General features: G+C 51.1%; 21 protein-coding genes and 1 riboswitch. Of the genes, 6 read left to right on the forward strand and 15 right to left on the reverse strand.

Annotated elements, in window-relative coordinates; translation table 11 throughout:
• Positions 1-768, reverse strand: coding sequence for a 2,3-diphosphoglycerate-dependent phosphoglycerate mutase (gene gpmA / locus HNR75_RS03665; RefSeq protein ID WP_223157745.1), 768 nt, complete (start codon positions 766-768; stop codon positions 1-3).
• 513 nt (positions 769-1,281) lie between these two features.
• Between gpmA and HNR75_RS03670 the strand changes: the two genes are divergently transcribed.
• From HNR75_RS03670 to HNR75_RS03685, 4 genes are read left to right on the forward strand one after another with little or no spacing between them, the layout of a single operon-like run.
• Positions 1,282-1,782, forward strand: a complete 501-nt coding sequence (locus tag HNR75_RS03670) for a MarR family winged helix-turn-helix transcriptional regulator (protein WP_188025668.1) — start codon at positions 1,282-1,284, stop codon at positions 1,780-1,782.
• A gap of 3 nt (positions 1,783-1,785) precedes the next feature.
• On the forward strand, positions 1,786-3,237 hold the full coding sequence (locus HNR75_RS03675; protein ID WP_188025669.1) for an efflux transporter outer membrane subunit: 1,452 nt from the start codon (positions 1,786-1,788) through the stop codon (positions 3,235-3,237).
• A gap of 15 nt (positions 3,238-3,252) precedes the next feature.
• Positions 3,253-4,443 (forward strand): HlyD/EmrA/EmrK family protein, encoded by a 1,191-nt coding sequence (locus tag HNR75_RS03680; RefSeq protein ID WP_188025670.1) that lies wholly within the window; start codon positions 3,253-3,255, stop codon positions 4,441-4,443.
• Between the two features lie 12 nt (positions 4,444-4,455).
• Positions 4,456-5,973 (forward strand): DHA2 family efflux MFS transporter permease subunit, encoded by a 1,518-nt coding sequence (locus tag HNR75_RS03685; RefSeq protein WP_188025671.1) that lies wholly within the window; start codon positions 4,456-4,458, stop codon positions 5,971-5,973.
• On the opposite strand, the gene cadR is transcribed toward HNR75_RS03685, so the two are convergent.
• Complete coding sequence (gene cadR / locus HNR75_RS03690) at positions 5,974-6,405, reverse strand: Cd(II)/Pb(II)-responsive transcriptional regulator (protein WP_188025672.1); 432 nt, start codon at positions 6,403-6,405, stop codon at positions 5,974-5,976. It abuts the gene before it with no gap.
• Between the two features lie 99 nt (positions 6,406-6,504).
• On the opposite strand from cadR, the gene HNR75_RS03695 reads away from it, so the two are divergent.
• Both HNR75_RS03695 and HNR75_RS03700 read left to right on the forward strand, forming a co-directional pair.
• A complete protein-coding gene (locus tag HNR75_RS03695; protein WP_188025673.1) occupies positions 6,505-8,589 on the forward strand; it encodes a heavy metal translocating P-type ATPase in 2,085 nt (694 codons plus the stop codon).
• 112 nt (positions 8,590-8,701) lie between these two features.
• Positions 8,702-9,115, forward strand: coding sequence for a GNAT family N-acetyltransferase (locus HNR75_RS03700; RefSeq protein ID WP_188025674.1), 414 nt, complete (start codon positions 8,702-8,704; stop codon positions 9,113-9,115).
• 29 nt (positions 9,116-9,144) lie between these two features.
• Here the strand turns inward: HNR75_RS03700 and HNR75_RS03705 are convergent, their stop codons facing one another.
• The 13 genes from HNR75_RS03705 to HNR75_RS03765 form a co-directional block, all read right to left on the reverse strand.
• The gene (locus HNR75_RS03705; RefSeq protein ID WP_188025675.1) at positions 9,145-9,888 is read right to left on the reverse strand and encodes a glutamine amidotransferase-related protein; all 744 of its coding nucleotides are present in this window, start codon (positions 9,886-9,888) and stop codon (positions 9,145-9,147) included.
• Positions 9,889-10,013: 125 nt separating this feature from the next.
• Positions 10,014-10,760 (reverse strand): dienelactone hydrolase family protein, encoded by a 747-nt coding sequence (locus tag HNR75_RS03710; RefSeq protein WP_188025676.1) that lies wholly within the window; start codon positions 10,758-10,760, stop codon positions 10,014-10,016.
• Between the two features lie 204 nt (positions 10,761-10,964).
• Complete coding sequence (locus HNR75_RS03715; protein ID WP_188025677.1) at positions 10,965-11,387, reverse strand: molybdenum cofactor biosynthesis protein MoaE; 423 nt, start codon at positions 11,385-11,387, stop codon at positions 10,965-10,967.
• 1 nt (position 11,388) lies between these two features.
• The gene (gene moaD / locus HNR75_RS03720; RefSeq protein ID WP_188025678.1) at positions 11,389-11,631 is read right to left on the reverse strand and encodes a molybdopterin synthase sulfur carrier subunit; all 243 of its coding nucleotides are present in this window, start codon (positions 11,629-11,631) and stop codon (positions 11,389-11,391) included.
• A gap of 39 nt (positions 11,632-11,670) precedes the next feature.
• A complete protein-coding gene (gene moaC, locus HNR75_RS03725; protein WP_343043240.1) occupies positions 11,671-12,150 on the reverse strand; it encodes a cyclic pyranopterin monophosphate synthase MoaC in 480 nt (159 codons plus the stop codon).
• A 9-nt stretch (positions 12,151-12,159) separates the two neighbouring features.
• Positions 12,160-12,672 (reverse strand): molybdenum cofactor biosynthesis protein B, encoded by a 513-nt coding sequence (moaB, locus tag HNR75_RS03730; RefSeq protein ID WP_188025679.1) that lies wholly within the window; start codon positions 12,670-12,672, stop codon positions 12,160-12,162.
• The gene (gene mobA / locus HNR75_RS03735; RefSeq protein ID WP_188025680.1) at positions 12,669-13,253 is read right to left on the reverse strand and encodes a molybdenum cofactor guanylyltransferase; all 585 of its coding nucleotides are present in this window, start codon (positions 13,251-13,253) and stop codon (positions 12,669-12,671) included. Before mobA ends, moaB begins: the two co-directional genes overlap by 4 nt.
• 1 nt (position 13,254) lies before the next feature.
• Entirely contained in the window at positions 13,255-14,232 is a 978-nt protein-coding gene (gene moaA / locus HNR75_RS03740; RefSeq protein ID WP_188025681.1) for a GTP 3',8-cyclase MoaA, read from the reverse strand.
• Positions 14,220-14,351: riboswitch (molybdenum cofactor riboswitch) on the reverse strand. (Overlaps the previous gene by 13 nt.)
• A 36-nt stretch (positions 14,352-14,387) precedes the next feature.
• A complete protein-coding gene (gene moeB / locus HNR75_RS03745; RefSeq protein ID WP_188025682.1) occupies positions 14,388-15,176 on the reverse strand; it encodes a molybdopterin-synthase adenylyltransferase MoeB in 789 nt (262 codons plus the stop codon).
• A gap of 8 nt (positions 15,177-15,184) precedes the next feature.
• Positions 15,185-16,405, reverse strand: coding sequence for a molybdopterin molybdotransferase MoeA (gene moeA / locus HNR75_RS03750; RefSeq protein WP_188025683.1), 1,221 nt, complete (start codon positions 16,403-16,405; stop codon positions 15,185-15,187).
• A 10-nt stretch (positions 16,406-16,415) separates the two neighbouring features.
• Positions 16,416-16,745 carry a nitrite reductase small subunit NirD gene (gene nirD, locus HNR75_RS03755; RefSeq protein WP_188025684.1) on the reverse strand — a complete coding sequence of 110 codons (330 nt, stop codon included), beginning with the start codon at positions 16,743-16,745 and terminating at the stop codon, positions 16,416-16,418.
• Positions 16,742-19,261: a nitrite reductase large subunit NirB gene (gene nirB, locus HNR75_RS03760; protein ID WP_188025685.1), complete on the reverse strand. Its 2,520-nt coding sequence runs from the start codon at positions 19,259-19,261 to the stop codon at positions 16,742-16,744. The genes nirD and nirB overlap by 4 nt, the downstream gene beginning before the upstream one ends.
• Positions 19,262-19,615: 354 nt before the next feature.
• Positions 19,616-21,343, reverse strand: coding sequence for a bifunctional protein-serine/threonine kinase/phosphatase (locus HNR75_RS03765; protein WP_188025686.1), 1,728 nt, complete (start codon positions 21,341-21,343; stop codon positions 19,616-19,618).
• Between the last annotated feature and the right edge of the window lie 58 nt (positions 21,344-21,401).

The following is a 21,401-nucleotide window of genomic DNA, read 5'->3' on the forward strand; positions in this document are numbered from 1 at the left end:
TCACGCAGCTTTGCCCTGGCTGGCGACGGCATGGGATTTCGCGGCAATTTCTTCCGGATTGCCTAGATAATAGTGTTTGACCGGATTCATGTTGTCATCGAACTCATACACCAGCGGTACCCCTGTCGGAATATTCAATTCCAGAATGTCTTTCTCGCTGATGCCATCGAGGTGCTTCACCAGCGCACGTAATGAATTGCCATGAGCAGCAATAATGACCCGTTCGCCTGATGCCACCCGAGGCTTAATGACTGCATTCCAGAATGGGATGACACGATCAATGGTGATCGCCAGACTTTCGGTCAGCGGCAACTGTTCCCGGTTCAATTGGCTGTACCGGGGATCATGTCCGGGAAAGCGTTCATCATCCTCCGTCAGTGCCGGCGGTGTGATCGCAAAGCCCCGGCGCCAGAGCAGCACCTGTTCATCGCCATATTTCTGCGCGGTCTCCGCTTTGTTCAGGCCCTGCAACGCTCCGTAGTGACGTTCATTCAGCCGCCACTCTTTTTCGACCGGAATCCACTCCAGCCCCATCTCCTCCTGAATATACCAGAGTGTGGCGATGGCACGTTTAAGCACAGACGTGTAGGCGTAGTCGAAGGTATACCCTTCTGCCTTGAGCAGTTTTCCGGCCTGATGGGCCTCTTCTACCCCTTTCGCGGAAAGCGCCACGTCGGTCCAGCCGGTGAAACGGTTTTCCTGATTCCAGGTGCTTTCACCATGACGGATTAATACTAATTTTTTGATCGCCATAATATTGCCTCTCATTACTATCCCTTCTTAATGATAATTATTATCAATAACGTAAATGAGAAGCAATTTTATTTGGCCTATTTATCTGAAAAGTTTTTCCTATCGATGTCACCGGTTTTCTGTGCTCATGATGACATTGCCTGAAGACGGAGATTATCGATTTTCTGAGGGAAGATGTGGGGAGTGTTCGGAGAGCCGCTTGGGTGAAGGCCTACATTATTGAACATAACATTTGCGACACTGAATATCACTCTCCCCTGCGCATCACGGTCAGATCCGCAGTCCAAAGCCTGATACGGCCACCAGCGTTACAGTGATATCCACTAGCCATCTCTTTAAGGAACCATCGGCTTACTCCTCTGCCTCTTCTCGAAATCTGGGAAAAATTGCGAAATACCAGTGAATTATCCTGTCGCGCAGCTTCCGAGACAGAATATTGCTTTCTTGTGTATTGCTATGCCCGAAACAGAAGCGCATAATTAGTTGCATAGGCAACTAATGCCTAATCAATTATTGTGAGGTCAACTAATGTCTAAGCAAGAATCAGGAAAGATGGAACCTTTATCGGAAAGCCTGGGTTTTCTGATCGGGCACACTAACCTGCTGAAAGATCGCTTACTGGATAAACATCTGGAACCGGAAGACATTACTGCGGGTCAGGCTAAAGCCTTATTTAATATCTATCGGTTTAATAAAAACCGTCCCAGCGATATCGGTAAATCACTCGGCGTGGATAACAGCGCCATAACCAGAATGCTGGACCGCCTAGAAAAGAAAGAGCTGATTTGTCGTTATCCGGCACCGGAAGATCGCCGGGCCCAGCTCATCGGATTAACCGATAAAGGGTATGAGACGATTCGTCGCGCTCAGCCATTAGCCGTCGATGCCATTGCCGAATTAACTCATAGCCTGACAGAAGAAGAGAAATCTCAGCTGAAACATTGTCTGAGAAAAATTCTGGCCTCCTCGGGTTGTGCGTTCGCGAAAGAACACTATTCAGTACCAGAATCATCCGATCCGCAGGAATAAAAAATGCGTCCGTATTTTCTTTTATCTTCATTTACAGCCGCGATTCTCTTGTCCGGATGTGCAGCACCTGATGATATCCGTCCGCAAAATACCTTAGCGGATACCGTTATTCTGAATCACAGCCAGAGCCTGAACACGGGCACACTGTCACCGGCGAACTGGCCACAACAGGATTGGTGGAATAGCTTTGGTGATCAGAATCTGAACGCATTGATTACGGAAGCGCTGAAAAACAGTCCGGACACGCAACTGGCCGCCGCCCGGTTAAATCAGGCCAATGCGCAGGTCGCTGCCGCAGATAGCCGTTTTGATCCAACTTTGAGCGCCGATGCCAGTCTGCAGCGTGCCCTTCTTTCTCGTCTGGAAGACCCTCAGGGTGAAGGCAACCGTTACTCGACGACGCGTTCACTCGGGTTAACGTTTAACTACAGTTTCGATTTATGGGGCGGAAAGCGTGCAGCCTGGGAAGCTAGCGTCAATAACCTGAAAGCGGCCGAGATCGATCAACAAGCGGCCCGTATCGCGCTTTCAACCAGTATTACCCAGACTTATGTGCAACTGGCTAATGCGTATGCACTGGAAGATCTGGCGAAAAAGGATCTGGAACGAAATCAGGGTATCGCAGATATCACCGAGCGGTTACTCAAGAATGGTCTGACTTCCGAGGATCGGCTTTACGCTGCACAAAGCGGCGCCGCCAGTGCGAAACAATCGCTGAAACAACATTCACTGACAGTCGCTCAGCTTAAAAATGCCCTGGCTGCGTTGACCGGAACAGGGCCGGACCGCGCGCAAAGCATCCCTCGCCCGGCGATTTTTGTTCAGGCCGATTTCCGTTTACCAAAAAATCTGCCGGCATCTTTGCTCAGTCACCGACCTGACATTACCGCTGCCCGCTGGCGTGCAGAAGCGGCTGGCAAACAGATCGATGCGGCTAAAACCCGTTTCTATCCCGATTTTAATCTGACCGCGATGGCCGGGTTTAAATCAGTATTGGGCGATGCCGTCTTTGCCGATGTCAGTCGTTCCTGGAATGTGACGCCCGCTATTTCTCTGCCGATCTTTACGTCCGATCTGAAAGCCGATCTGATGTCCAAGACCGCGGATTACGATGCGGCCGTCGCGCAATATAACAAGACGTTAATCACCGCACTGAATGATGTCAGCGATAACGTGCTTTCACTGCAATCAATGGAACAGCAGTTACTGGATGCCAGAGAGAGTATGGACCTGGCAGAGAAAAGTTATCAAATCACGGAAAAACGCTATCAGGCAGGAATGGGAAGCCAGCTGGAAGTGCTGATGGCAGAGCAACAGTTGCTGCAGGCTGAATCGGCATTTACAACATTGAAAAATCAGCAGCAGACAACGCAGGTCCGGTTGATCCAGTCCTTAGGGGGCGGATTCTCGGATCAGCAGCAGACAACTTCCGCAAATAATAAACAGAATAGCTAGTTTTTGAGGTTTCCTATGAATCAGACAACATCTGAAAAACACGTCGCGGCACATGCCAGACAACGTAAAAAAGGCCTGACAATCTTTGCCGCAGCGCTGCTGATCGCAGGTGCCGGTTCCGCTTACTGGTATCTGAATTTTGGTACAGGTTCGGAATCGACCGATGACGCTTATGTAAATGGCAATTTAGTTCAGCTTACTCCGGAAATAGCCGGTACCGTCACCCGTATCGCCGCCGATGATGGCGATTATGTCACGCAGGGACAGGAGCTGGTGCGTTTCGACAGCAGTGATGCCGATATCGCTTTTGATAATGCCGAAGCCAGTCTGGCACAGGCAGTCCGTCAGGTACGGGCCATGTTCAATAACGCCGAGCAGGCCCGGGCCGTCGTGGCAGAACAGAAAATCGCATTACGCAAGGCCGAGTCTGATCTGGCCCGTCGTAAAAATATGGTGAAAGCCGGCGGTTTATCGCAGGAAGAGTTAAGTCACGCGCAGGAAATGGCGAATTCCGCCGAAAAAGCACTGGCGGTCGCGGAACAGCAACTGAAATCACAGGAAGCGTTAGTCCGCAATACCACCGTGGAGACTCATCCACTGGTTAAAAGTGCGATTGGTCAGTTACGTCAGGCTTATCTGGCCAAACAGCGCACCAGTCTGGTTGCGCCGGTATCCGGTTACGTGGCCCGCCGGAATGTTCAGGTCGGTCAGCGTATGACGCCGGGCGCGACACTGATGGCGGTGGTACCGCTGGATCAGGTCTGGGTGGATGCCAACTTTAAAGAAACGCAGCTGAAAACCATGCGTATCGGTCAGCCGGCAACCATTATTGCCGATTTGTACGGTGATAAAGTCGAGTATCACGGCAAAGTGGAAAGTCTGGGGATCGGTACCGGCAGTGCCTTCTCCTTACTGCCGGCACAGAATGCGACCGGTAACTGGATCAAAGTCGTACAACGTCTGCCTGTCCGTATTCAGCTGGATGAGAAAGATCTGAAAGAACATCCGCTGCGGATTGGTTTATCCATGATGGTGGATGTCGATACTCAGGATACACAGGGTGAATTGTTATCCCGGGCAGCGCCGGCCAAACCCCGTTATCAGACGGATGTGTATACCCGTCAGCTGGATGGCATTGACAGTATTGTGTCGCAGATCATCGCGGCCAACGATACTGCCTCATCCAGCCTGTACGCCAAGCAATAACAGGGTTTCAGTATGAGTCAGCAACAAGGATTCCAGCCGGCGAATCTCGCGCTCTGTACATTTGCGATTGCATTGGGTGTTTTCATGCAGGTGCTCGACAGCACTATCGCAAACGTATCTCTGCCAACGATAGCCGGCAACATGGGTGTCAGCCTGAATCAGGGTACCTGGGTTATTACCTCCTTTACGGTGAGTAATGCGATCGGATTACCGGTCACTGCCTGGTTGAGCCGCCGGATTGGTGAAGTACATCTGTATGTGGGCGCCCTGATTTTCTTCCTGATCACCTCATTCTTATGCGGCATTGCACAGTCCATGAATGAATTGGTGATCTACCGTACGCTACAGGGCTTTGCCGCGGCGCCGCTGTTTCCGATGAGCCAGGTGCTGTTGATGTCTATCTTCCCGGCAGCTAAACGCAGTATGGCACTGGCACTGCTGGGGATGGTTGCCGTCGTCGGTCCGATTGTCGGACCGATCCTGGGTGGCTGGCTGACCTATGATTACAGCTGGCCATGGATCTTCTTCATCAACATTCCGATTGGTATTTTTGCGGTAATGGTAGTGCTGTCTCAGCTCAAGGATCGTCCGCATAAACCTGTCAAAGCGCCATTGGATTACATTGGCTTTACCGCGCTGGTATTAGGTGTCGGTGCGCTGCAGGTTGTGCTGGATAAAGGGAATGATCTGGACTGGTTCAGTGATCCGTGGATTATTGGAGGCTCCGTCTTCGCGGCCATCATGCTGGTGTTTCTGGTGATCTGGGAACTGACCGACGATCATCCGATCATTAATTTGCGTCTGTTTGCCAACCGGAATTTCCGGCTGGGTACGATCATCCTGACATTGGGATACGCCGGATTTTTCAGTATTAACCTGATCCTGCCGCAGTGGTTACAAAGCCAGATGGGGTATACCTCGGTGTGGGCGGGTCTGGCAGCGGCGCCAATGGGCATGATCCCGCTGTTTCTGACGCCAATCCTGGGTCGTCTCGGCCCCCGGCTGGACATGCGCAAACTGGCGGCATCATCGTTTGTCGTGATCAGTCTGAGCTGCTTTATGCGGTCGAATTTCACCACCGATGTGGACTTTTATACGATAGCAAGCATCCAGCTGTTTATGGGGATCGGTATTTCACTGTTCTTCATGCCTATGACTACTATTCTGCTGTCTGATCTGAATGGTCCGGCTATTGCGGATGCGGCTTCGCTTTCCACATTTATCCGGACGTTGGGCGCCAGTTTTGCGTCATCGGTGACGACCTGGTTCTGGACCCATAACGCCAGCCTGCATCATTCGGTATTAACAGAGCATATTAATCCGTATAACCCGCTGGCCGCGTCATTCAGTGGTGAGAACTCAACCAGCGCGCTGATGAGTATCAATAATACGATCGATCATCAGTCCTACATGCTGTCTACACTGGATCTGTTTAATATCCTGATGTGGATGTTTGTCGTGCTGATCCCGTTTGTGTTCCTCACTGTCCGCCCACGGCCTGCACCGGCGCATGGTGGTGCCGCACATTAGTTAACCGAGGTGGCTGTGCCGTTCTGTACGTTCAGGTAACGTCAGGTTGGCCAGCCCCTGCACTATCCTGCACTCATCCACCCCTTGCTGCTGATGGCATTGCTGACGCAGTGTTTTCAGTTGCCCCACCAGCATCGTCAGTTCGGATATCCGATCTTCAATATGATGGATATGCTCATCCAGGATCTCATTGACCGACTGACAGCTCTCGGCATGAGCATCCACCAGCGCGATCAGCTGACGGATCTCATCGTGCGACATATCGAAAGCACGGCAGTTACGGATAAACCGCAGTCGTTCCAAATGTAGCGGCTCATAATCACGGTAATTACTCTCCGTACGCAACGCTTCCGGTAATAACCCTGTTTTCTCGTAAAAGCGAATCGTCTCTACCGGACAATTGGTCAGTCTGGCTAATTCACCGATTTTCATTTTTTTCTCCGCAGAAAACTTGACCCTGTAGTTACTATAGGGTGTTAAATGATAAAAGATATCATTTATATGTAAATTTGTATTCTCAGGAGATGTGGTATGGGACAACCGGAAATAAAAAAAATCAGCAGGATCACACCGCTATCTCCCGGAAAAAACAATGCTGTTCGCCGGGATCCCTCCCCAGCTTCCGCCTCTGGAAAAAAGCCAGCGCTTAAAATTAGCGGTATCGCCTGCGGATGCGGCTCTTGCGAGACTGAAACACCAAAGCAGGAACTACCGCCTTCTGAACCAAAGCTCACCAGCACGATCAGCTGTGGTTGTGATTCCCAACTTCTCACATCTAATCAGAAACTGGTATTAGCTGGTATTTTTGCGATCGCCGCCGAGGCTATCGACTGGTTCGGTTTGTCTGAATGGCTGGCTGCGCTCTTTGCCTTGATCGCCGTTGCGTTAAGCGGTGTGGCGACCTACAAAAAAGGCTGGCAGGCATTACGTCGTTTTGACCCTAACATGCATGCCTTAATGAGTATTGCCGTGACGGGAGCCTTTCTGATTGGCCAGTGGCCGGAAGCCGCGATGGTCATGGTGCTGTTTAATATTGCCGAATTTTTGGAAAGCAAATCGCTGGAACGGGCCCGTAACGCAATACAGGAACTGATGACACTGACGCCGGAACAGGCATTGGTGCAACAATCTGACAACACGTGGAAAGAACTGTATATAAATACAGTAGGCGTCAATCAGGTCATAAGAATCAAGCCCGGCGCGCGAATTCCGCTGGACGGAATTGTTATTCGTGGCAGTTCAAGTATCGATCAGGCCCCTATTACCGGTGAAAGTCTGCCTGCTGAAAAAAATGAAGGCGATGTGGTGTATGCCGGTACGATTAATCAGCAAGGATCGTTCGATTACCGGGTCACTGCAACAACGAAAAATACCCTGCTCGCCCGGATAATTCACTCGGTGGAAGAGGCACAGGGAAAACGTGCCCCGATCCAACGTCTGGTTGATCGTTTTGCCCGTATCTATACGCCAATCATTCTGACTATTGCGCTATTGGTGGCGCTAGTTCCGCCATTATTCTTTGCGGCGCCCTGGTTTGATTGGCTTTATAAAGCACTGGTATTGCTGGTGATTGGCTGCCCATGTGCACTGGTACTCTCTACACCGGTAGCGATAGTTACCGCGCTGTCGGTTGCCGCGCGTCATGGCATCCTGATTAAAGGCGGTCATTACCTTGAGATGGGGCGTAAACTGCAGGTGCTGGCGCTGGATAAAACCGGCACGATCACTACCGGAAAACCCGAACTCACGGATATGATTCCGCTAGCTGATATCAGCATCACAGAATGTCAGCAGATAGCCGTGGCGTTGGCTTCACATTCCGACCACCCGGTTTCACAGACGATTGTCCGTGCCTACCCGCAAACCGCAGACTTAGCGGTTCAGGATATTACGTCATTAACCGGTGCGGGTATTCAAGGTATCATCGCCGGAGAAACATTTCGCTTAATCAGCCCGAGAGCTTTTTCCGCTAATGACACGCTGATGCCTCAGGTTGCTCAGCAGATCGGCCAGTCAGAAGCACAAGGTAAAACGGTAGTTTTGTTAGTGAAAGGCAGTCATCCTCTGGCGCTGTTTGCTGTCGCTGATACGATAAAAACCAGCAGTCAGCAGGCCATTGCCGAATTACATCACCTGCATATTCATACTGTCATGCTGACCGGCGATAACGCCCATACCGCGACCCGGATTGCGGCGCAAGCCGGCATAGATCAGGTTTACAGTAATCAGTTGCCGGAAGACAAGCTGAATCAGATAGATGCCATGAGTAAACAGCAGATCGTCGGCATGGTGGGTGACGGGATCAATGATGCGCCTGCGTTAGCGCGTGCCAGTATCGGTTTCGCGATGGGTAGCATGGGAAGTGATACCGCGATCGAAACGGCAGATATTGCGCTGATGGATGACGACTTGCGCAAAGTGCCGCTGTTTGTCCGGCTGTCACAGGCAACCTGGCGCAACATAGTGCAAAACATCACCGTGGCGCTCGGAATCAAGGTCGGATTCCTGCTGGCGACACTGCTGGGATTTGGTACGTTGTGGATGGCTGTCTTTGCCGATATGGGAACCAGCCTGCTGGTGGTGGCGAATGCCTTGCGGTTGCTGCGGTTTAAGTAGTTACCGGTTAATGTTTATTTTGACCGGAGCCCATCGTTCAGGATGACAGTTTCGTTTATTCTGAATTATGGGCATCCGGGCTGATACGCTGAAGACAAGGAGACGAAGATATATGGATATTCAATACGCGGTAAACAAACCCATTTCCGCAGCGCAGTTTATCGGTTTATTAAAAGAAACCACGCTAGGTGGTCGCCGTCCCATCGATAAACTCGATCGCATTCAGGGCATGCTGGATAACGCCGATCTGATTGTCACTGCCTGGGCCGGTGAAAAACTGGTTGGCATCGCCCGTTCAGTGACCGACTTTAACTTCTGTTGTTATCTCTCCGACCTGGCGGTATCAGAAACCGTTCAGGCCAGCGGTATCGGCAAAGAGTTGATCCGTAAAACATTTCTTGAATTAAAAGAAGGCTGTACGCTTTACCTTGTCGCTGCGCCACAGGCGGTCAACTATTACCCGAAAATCGGTATGACACAGCATCACAGCGCCTGGACACTGTCGGATATTGCGGCGCTGAAGTAAGCAGAATCGGGGAAGAATACAGTGCCGGGTTACCGGCACTGATAGGGTTTCGGATTTATCGTCTTTTCATGTATATGTGCGACAAGATTATCCAGAAAGGTAAAAAGTAATTCATTCATATTTTTCGTGTCGCTATTCAAAATAGTTTCTTTATCCTGAACCCACTTTTTGTGGCCAACGTGTTGAGGTTCGAAAGCAAACTCAATCAGTTCGGAAACGCTCGCTCTGGTGAACTCCAGGTGACACTGAAATCCGTAAACCAGATCCATGAACTTCACTATTTGTCGTGGGCATCCCTGACTTTCCGCAAGCACTTTGAATGAGGGTAATAATCCCGGCATATCGTTATGCCAGTGTCCGACTAATTCAGTATTTTTGAAGTGTTTCAACAGCGGATCCTTCCGGCCTTCCAGAGTTAGCTCAATCGGAAAATAGCCGATTTCTTTCTCGGGACTGTGACTGTATTTCGCCCCCAGTGCATCACCGATCAATTGCGCGCCTAAGCACACACCAATCACGGCTTTACCCGCACTGATACTCCGGACAATCAAATTCTTCTCTGCTTCTGCATCAAAATGCGCACATTCTGCCTGTGGTGTGTCAGGTGACTGCGGGCCGCCTAACACCACTAACATATCAAAATTCAAATCCTGCGGCAGGGTTTCACCGCAATAGAGCCGGGTCGCCGTTTGTTGAAAACCTTTACGTTCCACCCACTGGCTGAATGCACCGGGGCCTTCATACGACTCATGAATGACAAAATGAACACGCATCTTTTTACCTCATCCGTTTCTTGATTTTGACTATCAATCTGACTCTGCGTATATCCATGCATTTAAACAAATGTTCAGGCTGACTCCAAACCAATACAGGAAAATGCATTTAACCCTCCCCTGATTCAAGGGAGGGAATTTGTTTTCTCTTCCAGTGTTTCTTTCAGAAACGCGACTGTTCTCGCCCAGCCATCTGTCGCTGCTTTGAGGTTGGCGCCATTCATGCCGTTTTGCTGACGTAAAAAGGCATGTCCGGCTCCCTCATAGATTTTCACATCATAGCGTTTGCCCAGTCGTTTCATTTCTTCCTGTGTCGGTGGCACGGTATTGGTGACGCGGGCATCATCACCGCCATATAAGCCGAGCACGGGTGCTTTGATGGTGCTCAGTGTTTCCGCTTTCGGGGATACGCCGTAATAGACGATGGATGCCCCCAGTTCCGGCTGCTGAGTCACCCAGTTAAATGCCACACCGCCGCCCCAGCAGAAACCGACTACACCGTATTTTTTACCTCCTGCCGGCTGGCTGGTTGCCCATGCTGCGGTAGCATCCAACCGACGTTTCAGCTCTGCCGGATCAAGATTACGGATTGCGGTACGCACATCATCGCCTTTGAATGACGGTGTTCCGGCTCCGCCCTCACCTTTGCCGCTGAGGAAATCTGGAGCAATAACCAGAAAACCTTCCGCAGCCAGTTGATCGGCGGTGGCCCGGGCCCAATCAGTCAGACCGAAGATTTCATGGATCAAAATCACCACTGGCGCTTTATCGCCGCGTTCCGGATAAACCACCCACGCATCAACTTTGTCGCCTTGTCCGGCATCGTATTTCACCCATTCACCATGACGTGGTGAAGCCTTCAAAGCTGCCATTGCATCCACTTCTACTGGTGGGAGTTTTAACGGTTGAGCATTCACCGATATTGCACAAAAAAATATCAGGGCAAGTGCTGATATGAACTGGCGCATGTGAAACCTCGCAGAATCTGAATGAGAATCAGATTTATTATAGGTTATATCTGCGAGGACGCTGAGGATGCAAAACAGCTATGGTTAATTGTGCGAAAAGACCACCAATCACGCCGGTGTCACCCAACGCAACGAGCCGTCGGTCAAGCGTTCCTTTTTCCAGAACGGCGCACTGGTTTTCAGCTCATCGATCAGAAACTCGCAAGCTGCAAACGCCGCTTTGCGGTGGGCACTGGCGACTAGAATCAACACTATCTGATCGTTGATGGTGAGATCCCCTACCCGATGGATCAATGTGCAGCCTTGAATCGGCCAGCGTTCATACGCCTGTGCCACCAGCCTTTCCAGACTTAACTGTGTCATCGCTGGATAATGTTCCAGATGTAATCCGGCTACATCGCTGTTTTGGTTAAAGTTACGCACCTTCCCAATAAAGCTGACGATAGCGCCGGTTTCCGGGTTATCACTAAGGTGCGCATATTCTGCCGCCACATCAAAATCTGCTACCTGCACCAGAATTCTGTCGGTCATCTCAGCCTCCCGTTACCGGAGGGAAAAAGGCGACTTCATCGTCAGCGGATAAAGGTGTATTCCACGGCACCAGGCACTGATTGACGGCCACCAGCAGCGCCGAATCCTGTAAGGCCAGTTGCCATTTATCGCCGCGACCGGCCAGAGCATCTCTCAGCTGTTGTGCGGTGAAATAAGGTTCATCGATCGTGAGTCCATCAACGCCCACCAGTTCGCGGGTTTGGGCAAAAAACAGTACTTTCATATCTTCCTCCGGCTTGCCTACTTTTAGGTGATCGGGTTACTAAACCTGAAAATCGCCGGATTTACCGCCGGTTTTACTCAGCAGCCGCACTGACTCAATCACCATGTCTTTCTGTAATGCCTTGCACATGTCATAGATGGTCAGCGCGGCGACTGAGGCTGCCGTCAGCGCTTCCATCTCCACGCCGGTTTTGCCGTTGAGTTTGCACAGTGTTTCGATCCGTACCTGATTACGCTCCGTGTCAGCGGTTAACTCCACTTCCACCTTGCTCAGTGCCAACGGATGACACAGCGGGATCAGATCGGACGTCTTTTTCGCCGCCATGATCCCGGCAATACGGGCGGTGGCGAAAACATCGCCTTTGTGGTGATCACCCGCCATCACGATCCGCAGTGTTTCGGCGGACATCGAAACGATCGCCTCGGCACGTGCTGTGCGGGTGGTGATCGCCTTTTCGCTGACATCCACCATGTGTGCTTCGCCACTACTGTTGATATGCGTTAATTGGTTCAGCTGCATAATAATTCCTTAGCGACGCAGATGGGGCACGAAGTTACATGGCTTGTGACGAGAATCGAGTTGCGACTGGATGATGTGATCCCATGCCGTACGGCAAGCGTTGGTCGAACCCGGCATACAAAAAATCAGCGTCTTATTGGCCATGCCTGCCAGCGCGCGGCTCTGGATGGTAGAAGTGCCAATTTCATTGAAAGAAACCTGACGAAACAGCTCGCCAAAACCTTCAATGGTTTTATCAAACAGCGGAGCGACTGCTTCAGGCGTGGTGTCACGACCGGTAAAACCCGTGCCGCCCGTCACCAGCACTACCTGTACATTTTTATCCGCGATCCAGCGTGACAGAATGGCGCGGATATCATATTTGTCATCAATGACGATCTGCTTTTCGATCAGATGATGGCCGACAGATTGCAGATTATCGACTAGCGAACGACCGGAGGTGTCGGTCTCCTCGTTACGCGTATCCGATACGGTCAATACAGCAATATTCAGTGGTACAAATTCAGTAGCAGCATGCGTCATAGTGATATTCCTTGATAAGTTCCATTTAACAGAAGCTGGCACTGGCACCACTCTTCCGGGGTATTGGTATTGTTGAAGCAATGGCGGTATTTGGGTGATACCGGTAATTTGGTGATATGTGCGTTACGATAAAATTGCGTGATGCTGCGTTGGTTAGGCGGCGTATCGGATGACAGCAATTCGGTGAGGATCTCGCGGTTGCTTTCATTATTTATCAGCAACAGTGGGAACTGGGCATCCGCGTAGCTGACGCCACTGCCTTCAAAGCGAAAATGCATCAATAGTTGCACCAGCGCACTGGTCATATATGGCATATCGACCGGCAGGATCAGTAATCTCTCCGTCTGGCAGGCTTCCAACCCAGCAGCGATCCCGGAAAGTGGCCCGAGTGGCGCGGTATCAATGACACAGCGATAACCATCATAGTTCCCACTGATTAGCACCTGGCTACAGCCCGCTTGTTCCAATAACCGCATTGTTCTGTGCAGCAAGGTTTCGCCGTTAATCTCCAGTAAGGCTTTGTTGGTGCCCATCCGGCTGGATCGACCGCCGGCGAGCACTAATCCAGTTACGTTGTGCATATCAGCCCCCGATTGATGCCAGATGTGGTGTCACACCACTGTTTCCTTCATGCAGGAAGTGGGTTTCACGTTTATGGGTTAAGCCCTGCAAAATGCGGCTTTGTAATTCACTATTCTGTTCATCGACTTGCAGCAAATCGCGCAGTGGCACACCTTCTTCGCCGAACAGACAAAGGTGCAATTTGCCGACTGACGAAACCCGCAGCCGATTGCAGTTAGCACAGAAATCCTTGCTGTACGGCATGATGAGACCGATCTGCCCCTGATAATCTGGATGAGAAAACACTTCAGCTGGGCCATCAGTCAGATCACGGCTTTGCTGAATCCAGCCTTCGCGTAACAGACGCGCTTTTACCGGCAGGCCGCTCTGATGGTGTTTCTGAAAACGGGCATCCATTTCGCCGGTTTGCATCAGTTCGATTAAACGCAGTTGGATCGGCTGATTTTTCAGCCAGAACAGGAATTGCGACAGCTCATGATCATTGAGGTTTTTCAGCAATACGGTGTTCACTTTGATTTTGCGAACCCCAGCCTGCTGTGCGGCATCCAGCCCGGCTAAGATCTCAGCCAGTTTGTTTTCACCAGTAATGAGCTGGAACTGGCGTGGGTCGAGGCTGTCAATGCTGACATTGAGGGAACGTAACCCGGCATCAAACCACTGCTGCGCTCGATCTTTCAGACGATAGCCGTTGGTGGTCATCGCCACGTTATCAATGCCGCTGATATTGGCGACCGTCTCAATAATCGCCGGCAGATCACGGCGCATCGACGGCTCACCGCCGGTCAGGCGGATCTTCTTTACGCCCAATTCGGCAAAGGTAGTCGCCACCCGTCGAATTTCGTCGACAGTGAGGAAGGATTTGCGTCCGTCGGGGCGATAGCCGTCCGGCAGACAATAGGTGCAGCGAAAATTACAGGCTTCTGTTACTGACAGACGCAGGTAATGAAAGCGGCGGGAAAAACCGTCTTGTAACATCATATACACCTTTCCAAATTCGGGAGGCCAGTGCATTTCTTTACTGACCCTCGCAGGGCAACTGCTCGGCTGCATGGCCTTATCAGAGACTTAGGCGATGCAGCTCGGTGTGTTGTTTGTGTTTTGAATCCGTTGTCTCATTTGTAAAGACAACAGATTCATCTCGTTTGAGTATCTAATTCCTGATCCCCACATACTGCACAGCTACTATTTTTCTTTAATTTCATTGATCTAAACTGCCCACTTAATCCATCAATTACCAACAACTGACTACTCATTGGTGTTCCGGCCTTCGTCAGCAGTTTCAACGCTTCCATCGCCTGTAAACTGCCGACCACCCCCACTATCGGGGCCAGCACGCCAGCTTCGACGCAGCTTTGGCCTTGATTGGAGGAAGATGGAGAAGAAAAAAACTGGCTGAAGCAGTGGTAGCAGGGTTCGTCTTGCAGCCAGCGAAAAACGGCAACCTGACCTTCAAAGCGGATCGCCGCACCAGAAACCAACGGGGTTTGCTGATGAAAGCAGGTCAGATTTAATAAATTACGGGTATCCAGATTGTCACTGCAATCGAGCACCAGATCGTGCGCAGCTACCAGTGACAAAGCCGAGGATTCATCCAAATAACGCGGTATCACTTCAAACTGACAGGTTGGATTCAAAACCGCCAAGGTCTGACGCGCGGATTCCGCCTTGTTCATGCCGATCCGGGCATCATGATGTAATACCTGCCGTTGCAGATTAGACACATCAACGGTATCGCCATCCACCAGCGTGAGTTGCCCGACACCGGCAGTGGTCAGATATTGCGCGGCAGCACAACCAAGACCGCCCAGACCGACCACCAGCACACGCGCATTTTTCAACGCCATCTGACCATCAATATCCACACTACGCAGATTGATCTGACGGTGATAACGCAGCAGTTCCTGATCAGTCAGTTCTTTCATTCGTCACCTCAGCTCACGATCTCGTTAAACAATTCAATGGTGACGATTTCACCGACAGTGACTTCCTTTTCCACGATGACGAAACAATTGGCAGCACACAGCGAGGTAAACATGCCGGAGCCCTGAGCACCGGTCGAACGTACGCTGATCTGCCCTTCGGCATTCACACTGATCACACCACGTTGGAAGTCGACACGATTTTTGGCACTGCGGAAATGGTGTTCCGCAATGGCAGGAATGCGTAATGGCGAGACAGAAATTTCACCCGCCAGTTTGCGCAGCGCCGGCTGAACCAGCTGGTAAAAAGTGACAAACGCCGATACCGGATTCCCCGGCAAACCAAAGAAATGTTTATTGCGGATCGAGCCAAACGCGAACGGTTTGCCCGGTTTCATTGCCACCGACCAGAACCCCACTTCGCCCAACTCCAGCAGCAGATCTTTGGTGTAATCCGCCTCACCGACTGAGACTCCACCGGAGGTAATAATGGCGTCGGCTTCCTGTGCCGCCTGAATAAAAGTGTCCCGCAGTTGCGCCGGATCATCCGGAATAATGCCGTAGTTCAGGCATTCGATGCCCATCCGATTCAGCATGGCTTCGATGCCGTAACGGTTGGAATCGTAGATTTCACCATCTTGCAGCGCTGTTCCCGGCACTTTTAATTCATCGCCGGTGCTGAAAATCGCGACTTTCAGGCGACGTACCACCTTCAATTCCGGCAACCCCAGCGTCGCCAGTAACGGTAACGCGCGGGCATGCAGACGAGAGCCTGCTTTTAACACCACATCACCGGTACGAATTTCTTCACCCAGATAACGGATATTCGCTTTGGCTTTGGGTGGCTGAGTAAACAGCACCCCCTCCAGTGTCTGCGCAGTTTGTTCCTGCATGATCACCGAATCCAGCCCGTCAGGCACCTGTGCACCGGTCATGATCCGCAGACAAGCACCAACTGGGATCTCACCGCTAAAGGGTTGTCCGGCTAAAGCGGTGCCAGCAACCGGCATCGCACAACCATCCTGCCATTCAGCAAAACGGAAGGCGTAACCGTCCATGGCGGAATTATCAAACGGAGGCATATTCAGCGGAGACAACACGTTCTCCGCTAAGATATGCCCCTGTGCGGTTGCCAGTGGCACAGTCATGAACGCTTGTACTGGTGCTATCTGCGCCAGCATGGTCGTTAATGCATCCTGAACTCTCATTGCACCTGCATCACAGCAACTCATAACGACTTCCTTATTCCGCTTTTAACCAGACTTCGTCACCGCGAACATCTACCGGCCAGCTTTTTACGGCGATCCCCGGTGCATCTAGGCAACGCCCGTCGGCCAGTGCGAAATGCTGCTTATACAGCGGTGATGCCACACAGAGTTCATCCTGAATATCGCCGATGATGCCGCGGGAAAGCACGAAGGCTTCACCCAGCGGATCCCAGTTATCCAGTGCATACACCGATGGAATTTCATTCGGAATATAAAACACTGCCACCTGCTTGCCATTGACCAGGGCTGTCCGGCCGGAATGCTCAACCAGGTCGTTCAATTCACAAATTTTCTGCCAGCTCATACCAACTCCTTGATCAGAATTAACTCTTCGTCAGCTTTAGGGATCGCCTGCTCACGCACGATCTGACGCGGTGGCATATACGCCTCGTCACTGTTGAGGAACGGCGCAAAACGTTTCAATTTTTCGGGATCTTCAATGGTGGTTTTCCATTCGCATTGATAGGTGTCAATCAGGTGCAGCATCTGGTCTTCCAGTTCCGCCGCAATGCCGAGTTTGTCGTCGATGATGACCGATTTCAGGTAATCCAGACCGCCTTCCATGTTTTCCATCCATACGGAAGTACGTTGCAGACGGTCGCCGGTACGGATGTAGAACACCATCAGGCGATCGATGTATTTGATCAGATCTTCATCGCTGAGATCGGTGGCGAACAGGTCGGCATGGCGTGGGCGCATCCCGCCGTTACCACAGACATACAGGTTCCAGCCTTTTTCGGTGGCAATCACGCCAAAATCTTTGCTTTGCGCTTCGGCACATTCACGGGTGCAACCGGAAACGGCAAATTTGATTTTGTGCGGCGCACGGATGCCCTTGTAGCGGTTCTCTAGTGTGACTGCCATGCCGGCAGAATCTTTGACGCCGTAACGGCACCAGGTTGAACCAACACACGATTTCACAGTACGCAGTGATTTGCCGTAGGCATGACCGGTTTCAAAACCGGCATCAACCAGTTCCTTCCAGATCACAGGCAGTTGATCGACACGGGCACCAAACAAGTCAACACGCTGACCACCAGTGATTTTGGTGTAGAGGTTGTATTTCTTCGCCACCTGCCCCAGCACGATCAGCTTGTCGGGGGTGATTTCACCACCGGCGATACGTGGCACGATGGAATAGGTGCCATCTTTTTGCAGGTTACCGAGGAAAGCATCGTTAGTGTCCTGCAGTGGCTGATGAGGCTTTTCCAGAATATGGTCGTTCCACAATGACGCCATGATGGAACCAATCATTGGTTTGCAGATATCGCAGCCACGACCTTTGCCATGCTTGCTCAATACCTGTTCAAACGTTTTCAGCTCACCAACACGGATCTGATGAAACAACTCCTGACGGGTAAAAGCAAAGTGTTCACAGACATGGTTGTTGGCTTCCATACCCATTTCGGTCAACGTCTGATCAACCACCTGTTTCAGCAGGTTTGAACAACCACCACAACCGGTACCGGCCTTGGTGCAAGCTTTGATATCCGCCACGGTGTGATTGCCGGCTTTAACGGCCGCCACTACATCGCCTTTGGTGACGTTATGGCAGGAACAGATGGTCGCGGTATCGGGCAGCGCCAGAGAAGTCGGTTTCGCGCTACCGCCTTCCGGCAGCAGCAATGACAGTGTAGGATCAGGCAGTTCCATCTTGTTCAGATAGAATTGCAGCAGTTGATCGTAATCGCTGTTATCACCAATCAGGATCGCACCGAGCAGAATTTTGCCGGTTTCATCGGTGACCAGTTTTTTGTAGATGCCGGATGGACGATCCAGCAGCAGTAACTCTTGTGAGCCCGCAGTGGCGGCATGGCTGTCACCGATGGCGCCCACATCAACGCCCATCAGTTTCAGCTTGGTGCTCATGTCGGCACCTTTAAAGCGGGTTTCACCACCCAGAAGGGTACTGACCGCAGAGCGTGCCATCTGGTAGCCCGGCGCGACCAGACCAAAAATTTTACCTGACCACAGCGCACATTCACCGATAGCCAGTACATCAGGATGCGAGGTCACACACTGTTCATCAATGGTGATACCACCGCGTTCGCCCACGGTCAGACCGGCTTGGCGTGCCAGACGATCTTCCGGGCGGATACCGGCAGAGAACAGAATGACATCGGTTTCGAGATGAGTGCCGTCTTTAAACATCATGCGATGCAGCGCGCCTTCGCCATCGACGATTTTGTCGGTCGCGGTATCAACATGCACTTTTACACCCAGGCTTTCGATTTTGTTTTTCAGCATGTCCCCGGCGACTGGATCCAGCTGCACCGGCATCAGACGCGGGGCGAATTCGATGACATGCGTTTCCAGCCCGAGCAGACGCAACGCATTAGCCGCTTCCAGACCCAGCAGACCGCCACCAACAACCACACCGGTGCGGCCACCAGCACAGGCATCACGGATTTCATCCAGATCAGCCAGTGTGCGATAGACATAGCAGCCCTTACGCTCGTGACCAGGAATAGGTGGAACGAACGGATAAGAACCGGTTGCCAGTACCATTTTGTCAAAAACATAAGATTCGCCCTGTTCGGAAATAATTGTCTTGTTTGCCAGATCCAGCGATTCCGCTTTGCAGCTCAGGATCAGCGACACACCTTTTTCGGCATACCATTCCGGATCGGCCATCTGCAGTTCTTTCGGTGCGCGACCGCCGAAAACTTCGGACAGATGTACCCGGTCATACGCACTGTCTGGCTCTGCGCCTAATACGGTGACTTCGAATTGTTCCAGACCACCGGCGTTGACCAGCTGTTCCACAAAATGGTGACCAACCATGCCGTTCCCGACGACTAACAGACGTTGCTTGCTCATGTTTATGTTCCTTAAACTACGGCACTATTTTCAGTGGATCCGTTTCAGGGGGTCCGTTTCAGTGGTGTTCCCCCTGTTGGTGTAATACTCAAAAAAAAACGCCCCACTGGTAAATTCCAGTGAGGCGTCATTGCCTGAGTGACCAAATTGTTGGGTAGCCCGTTTGACTAATCCGTTAACAATTTAGATACATTCAGCTTTCATGCCAGTTTTTAAAGTCTCTTAAAACATGGCATTTAGATGTATTTTTAACGATTTTACGGAGTTTTCGTGACTCACGACGGTGCAACTGCACCAGATCAGTCAACCAGCATGGCGAAGTTTTTGTGAGTCAGATCGCACGAAAAGTGTATTTTAGCCAGCATGGAAAATCCGGTAAAACAGCTGAATCAAGTTTCCCAGCAGCAAAATCAGCGCAGTTAGCTTCCAGAATAAAACCGGATTCTGTTCCAGGATCGGCCGATGCTGTAAATCGGCTTCCAGCTCCCGGTTGGGTGCCGATATATCAGTAAAAAACTCGGAAAATGCCTCATAGCGGTTTTCCGGATCAGGCTGTAGCGCTTTTTGAAGCGCAGCATCGACCCAGACCGGCAGATCTTGGCGAAAATACTTTGCGGGGGTGTAAGTCAGTTCAGCATAACTTTTAAGCTTTCCGGCACGTGGTGAGCGTTCTTTATACGGCAGTTTGCCCGTTAGCATTTCATAGACAATGACGGCCAGCGAGAACAGATCTGAACGCATACTGCCAGTGAACCCCATCAGGTATTCCGGCGCGATGTAATTCACACTGCCCTGCGGGATCGATTTATCCAATGGCGAATTCTTCTCTTGGCTGCCCGCGATCAGCACAGTGCCAAAATCGAGAATTTTGACCTTGCCCTCGGTGGTAAGCATGATGTTTTCCGGTTTCAGATCCTGATGCACCATGTCGTTGCGCTGAAAAGCGCGTAATCCGGCAATGACTTGTTTGGTGATGTCTCTAACATCGGCCAATGCCGGTTCCGGGTGTTCGTTGATCCAGGTTCTGAGATCACAACCCACGATGTATTCACCCAGATAATACATAAACTGTTTCGGTCGCAGCGGCTTATAGGTCTTCATCACATTGGGATGATCGATGGTGAGCCCAACCCACTCTTCGCGGATAAAACCATCCAGATACAGCAGATCTTCGGTGAAATATTCTGACGGCGCTTTCAGCACAAACAGCGCACCGGTTTCCATGTCTCTGACTTTGTACATATGACTGCGGGTGCCGCTGAAGATAATATCCAGCACCTCATAACCGTCGATTTTATTGCCCACTTGCAGTACAGGCGGAATGGGCAATTGCGTCAGCCGCTGCTGCGTTTCATCCAGTGTTTCATTAGGCAGCGAATCCACCGCGAGAATCAGTGCCGTGAGATTATCGTCACTGGCTTTATACAACGCCAGATTGACCAACGCCTTGGCTTGTGCCTCCGGGTCATGTTCACGGTCAAGTACATCCCGCATCATTTCCGGTGTCAGCACACTATGCACACCATCGGAGGTGAGAATGATGCGATCACCTTCACTGAGCAGACGTTTTAAATAATCAACTTCAAGGTGAGAATCAGCCCCTAGTGCGCGGGTCAGATGCGTGCGTTTGCCGCTGGTTGCAACATGATCAGTGGTTAGTTTTTCGAGTTGTTGATTGCTATAAAGATAGATGCGGGTGTCGCCGACATGAAACGCATGCAGCGTGGACGATTTAATCACAGCAGCGGTGAAGGTGGTCAGCATGCTGTCTTTGATGCCGTGGTTTTGCTGATTTTTTTGATATAACCAGCGATTCAGGCTGGTGATCACTTTGGAAGCGCTGGTGCTGACACTCCAGTTTGGTGAGGTGCTCAGATAATCATTGATGAAGCTGGTGACGGCAGTCTGGCTGGCAATATGCGAGTCTTCACAGCTGCTGACGCCATCAGCAATAACTGCGACTATCCCCTTATAATCTAATTCATGACTGTCGGGGATCTTGACGGCAAACGCATCCTGATTGCTGGCTTTTTGTCCGGCGATTGAATACCCGCCAACCCGGATCTGAAGGGATTTTGCCATTTTGCTTTGCCCATGATTTCTGAAAAGAGAAACGGCTATTCATGAGAATAGCCGCTTT

Source organism: Tolumonas osonensis (genome assembly GCF_014202415.1).
In the GTDB taxonomy this organism is placed as follows: domain Bacteria; phylum Pseudomonadota; class Gammaproteobacteria; order Enterobacterales; family Aeromonadaceae; genus Tolumonas; species Tolumonas osonensis.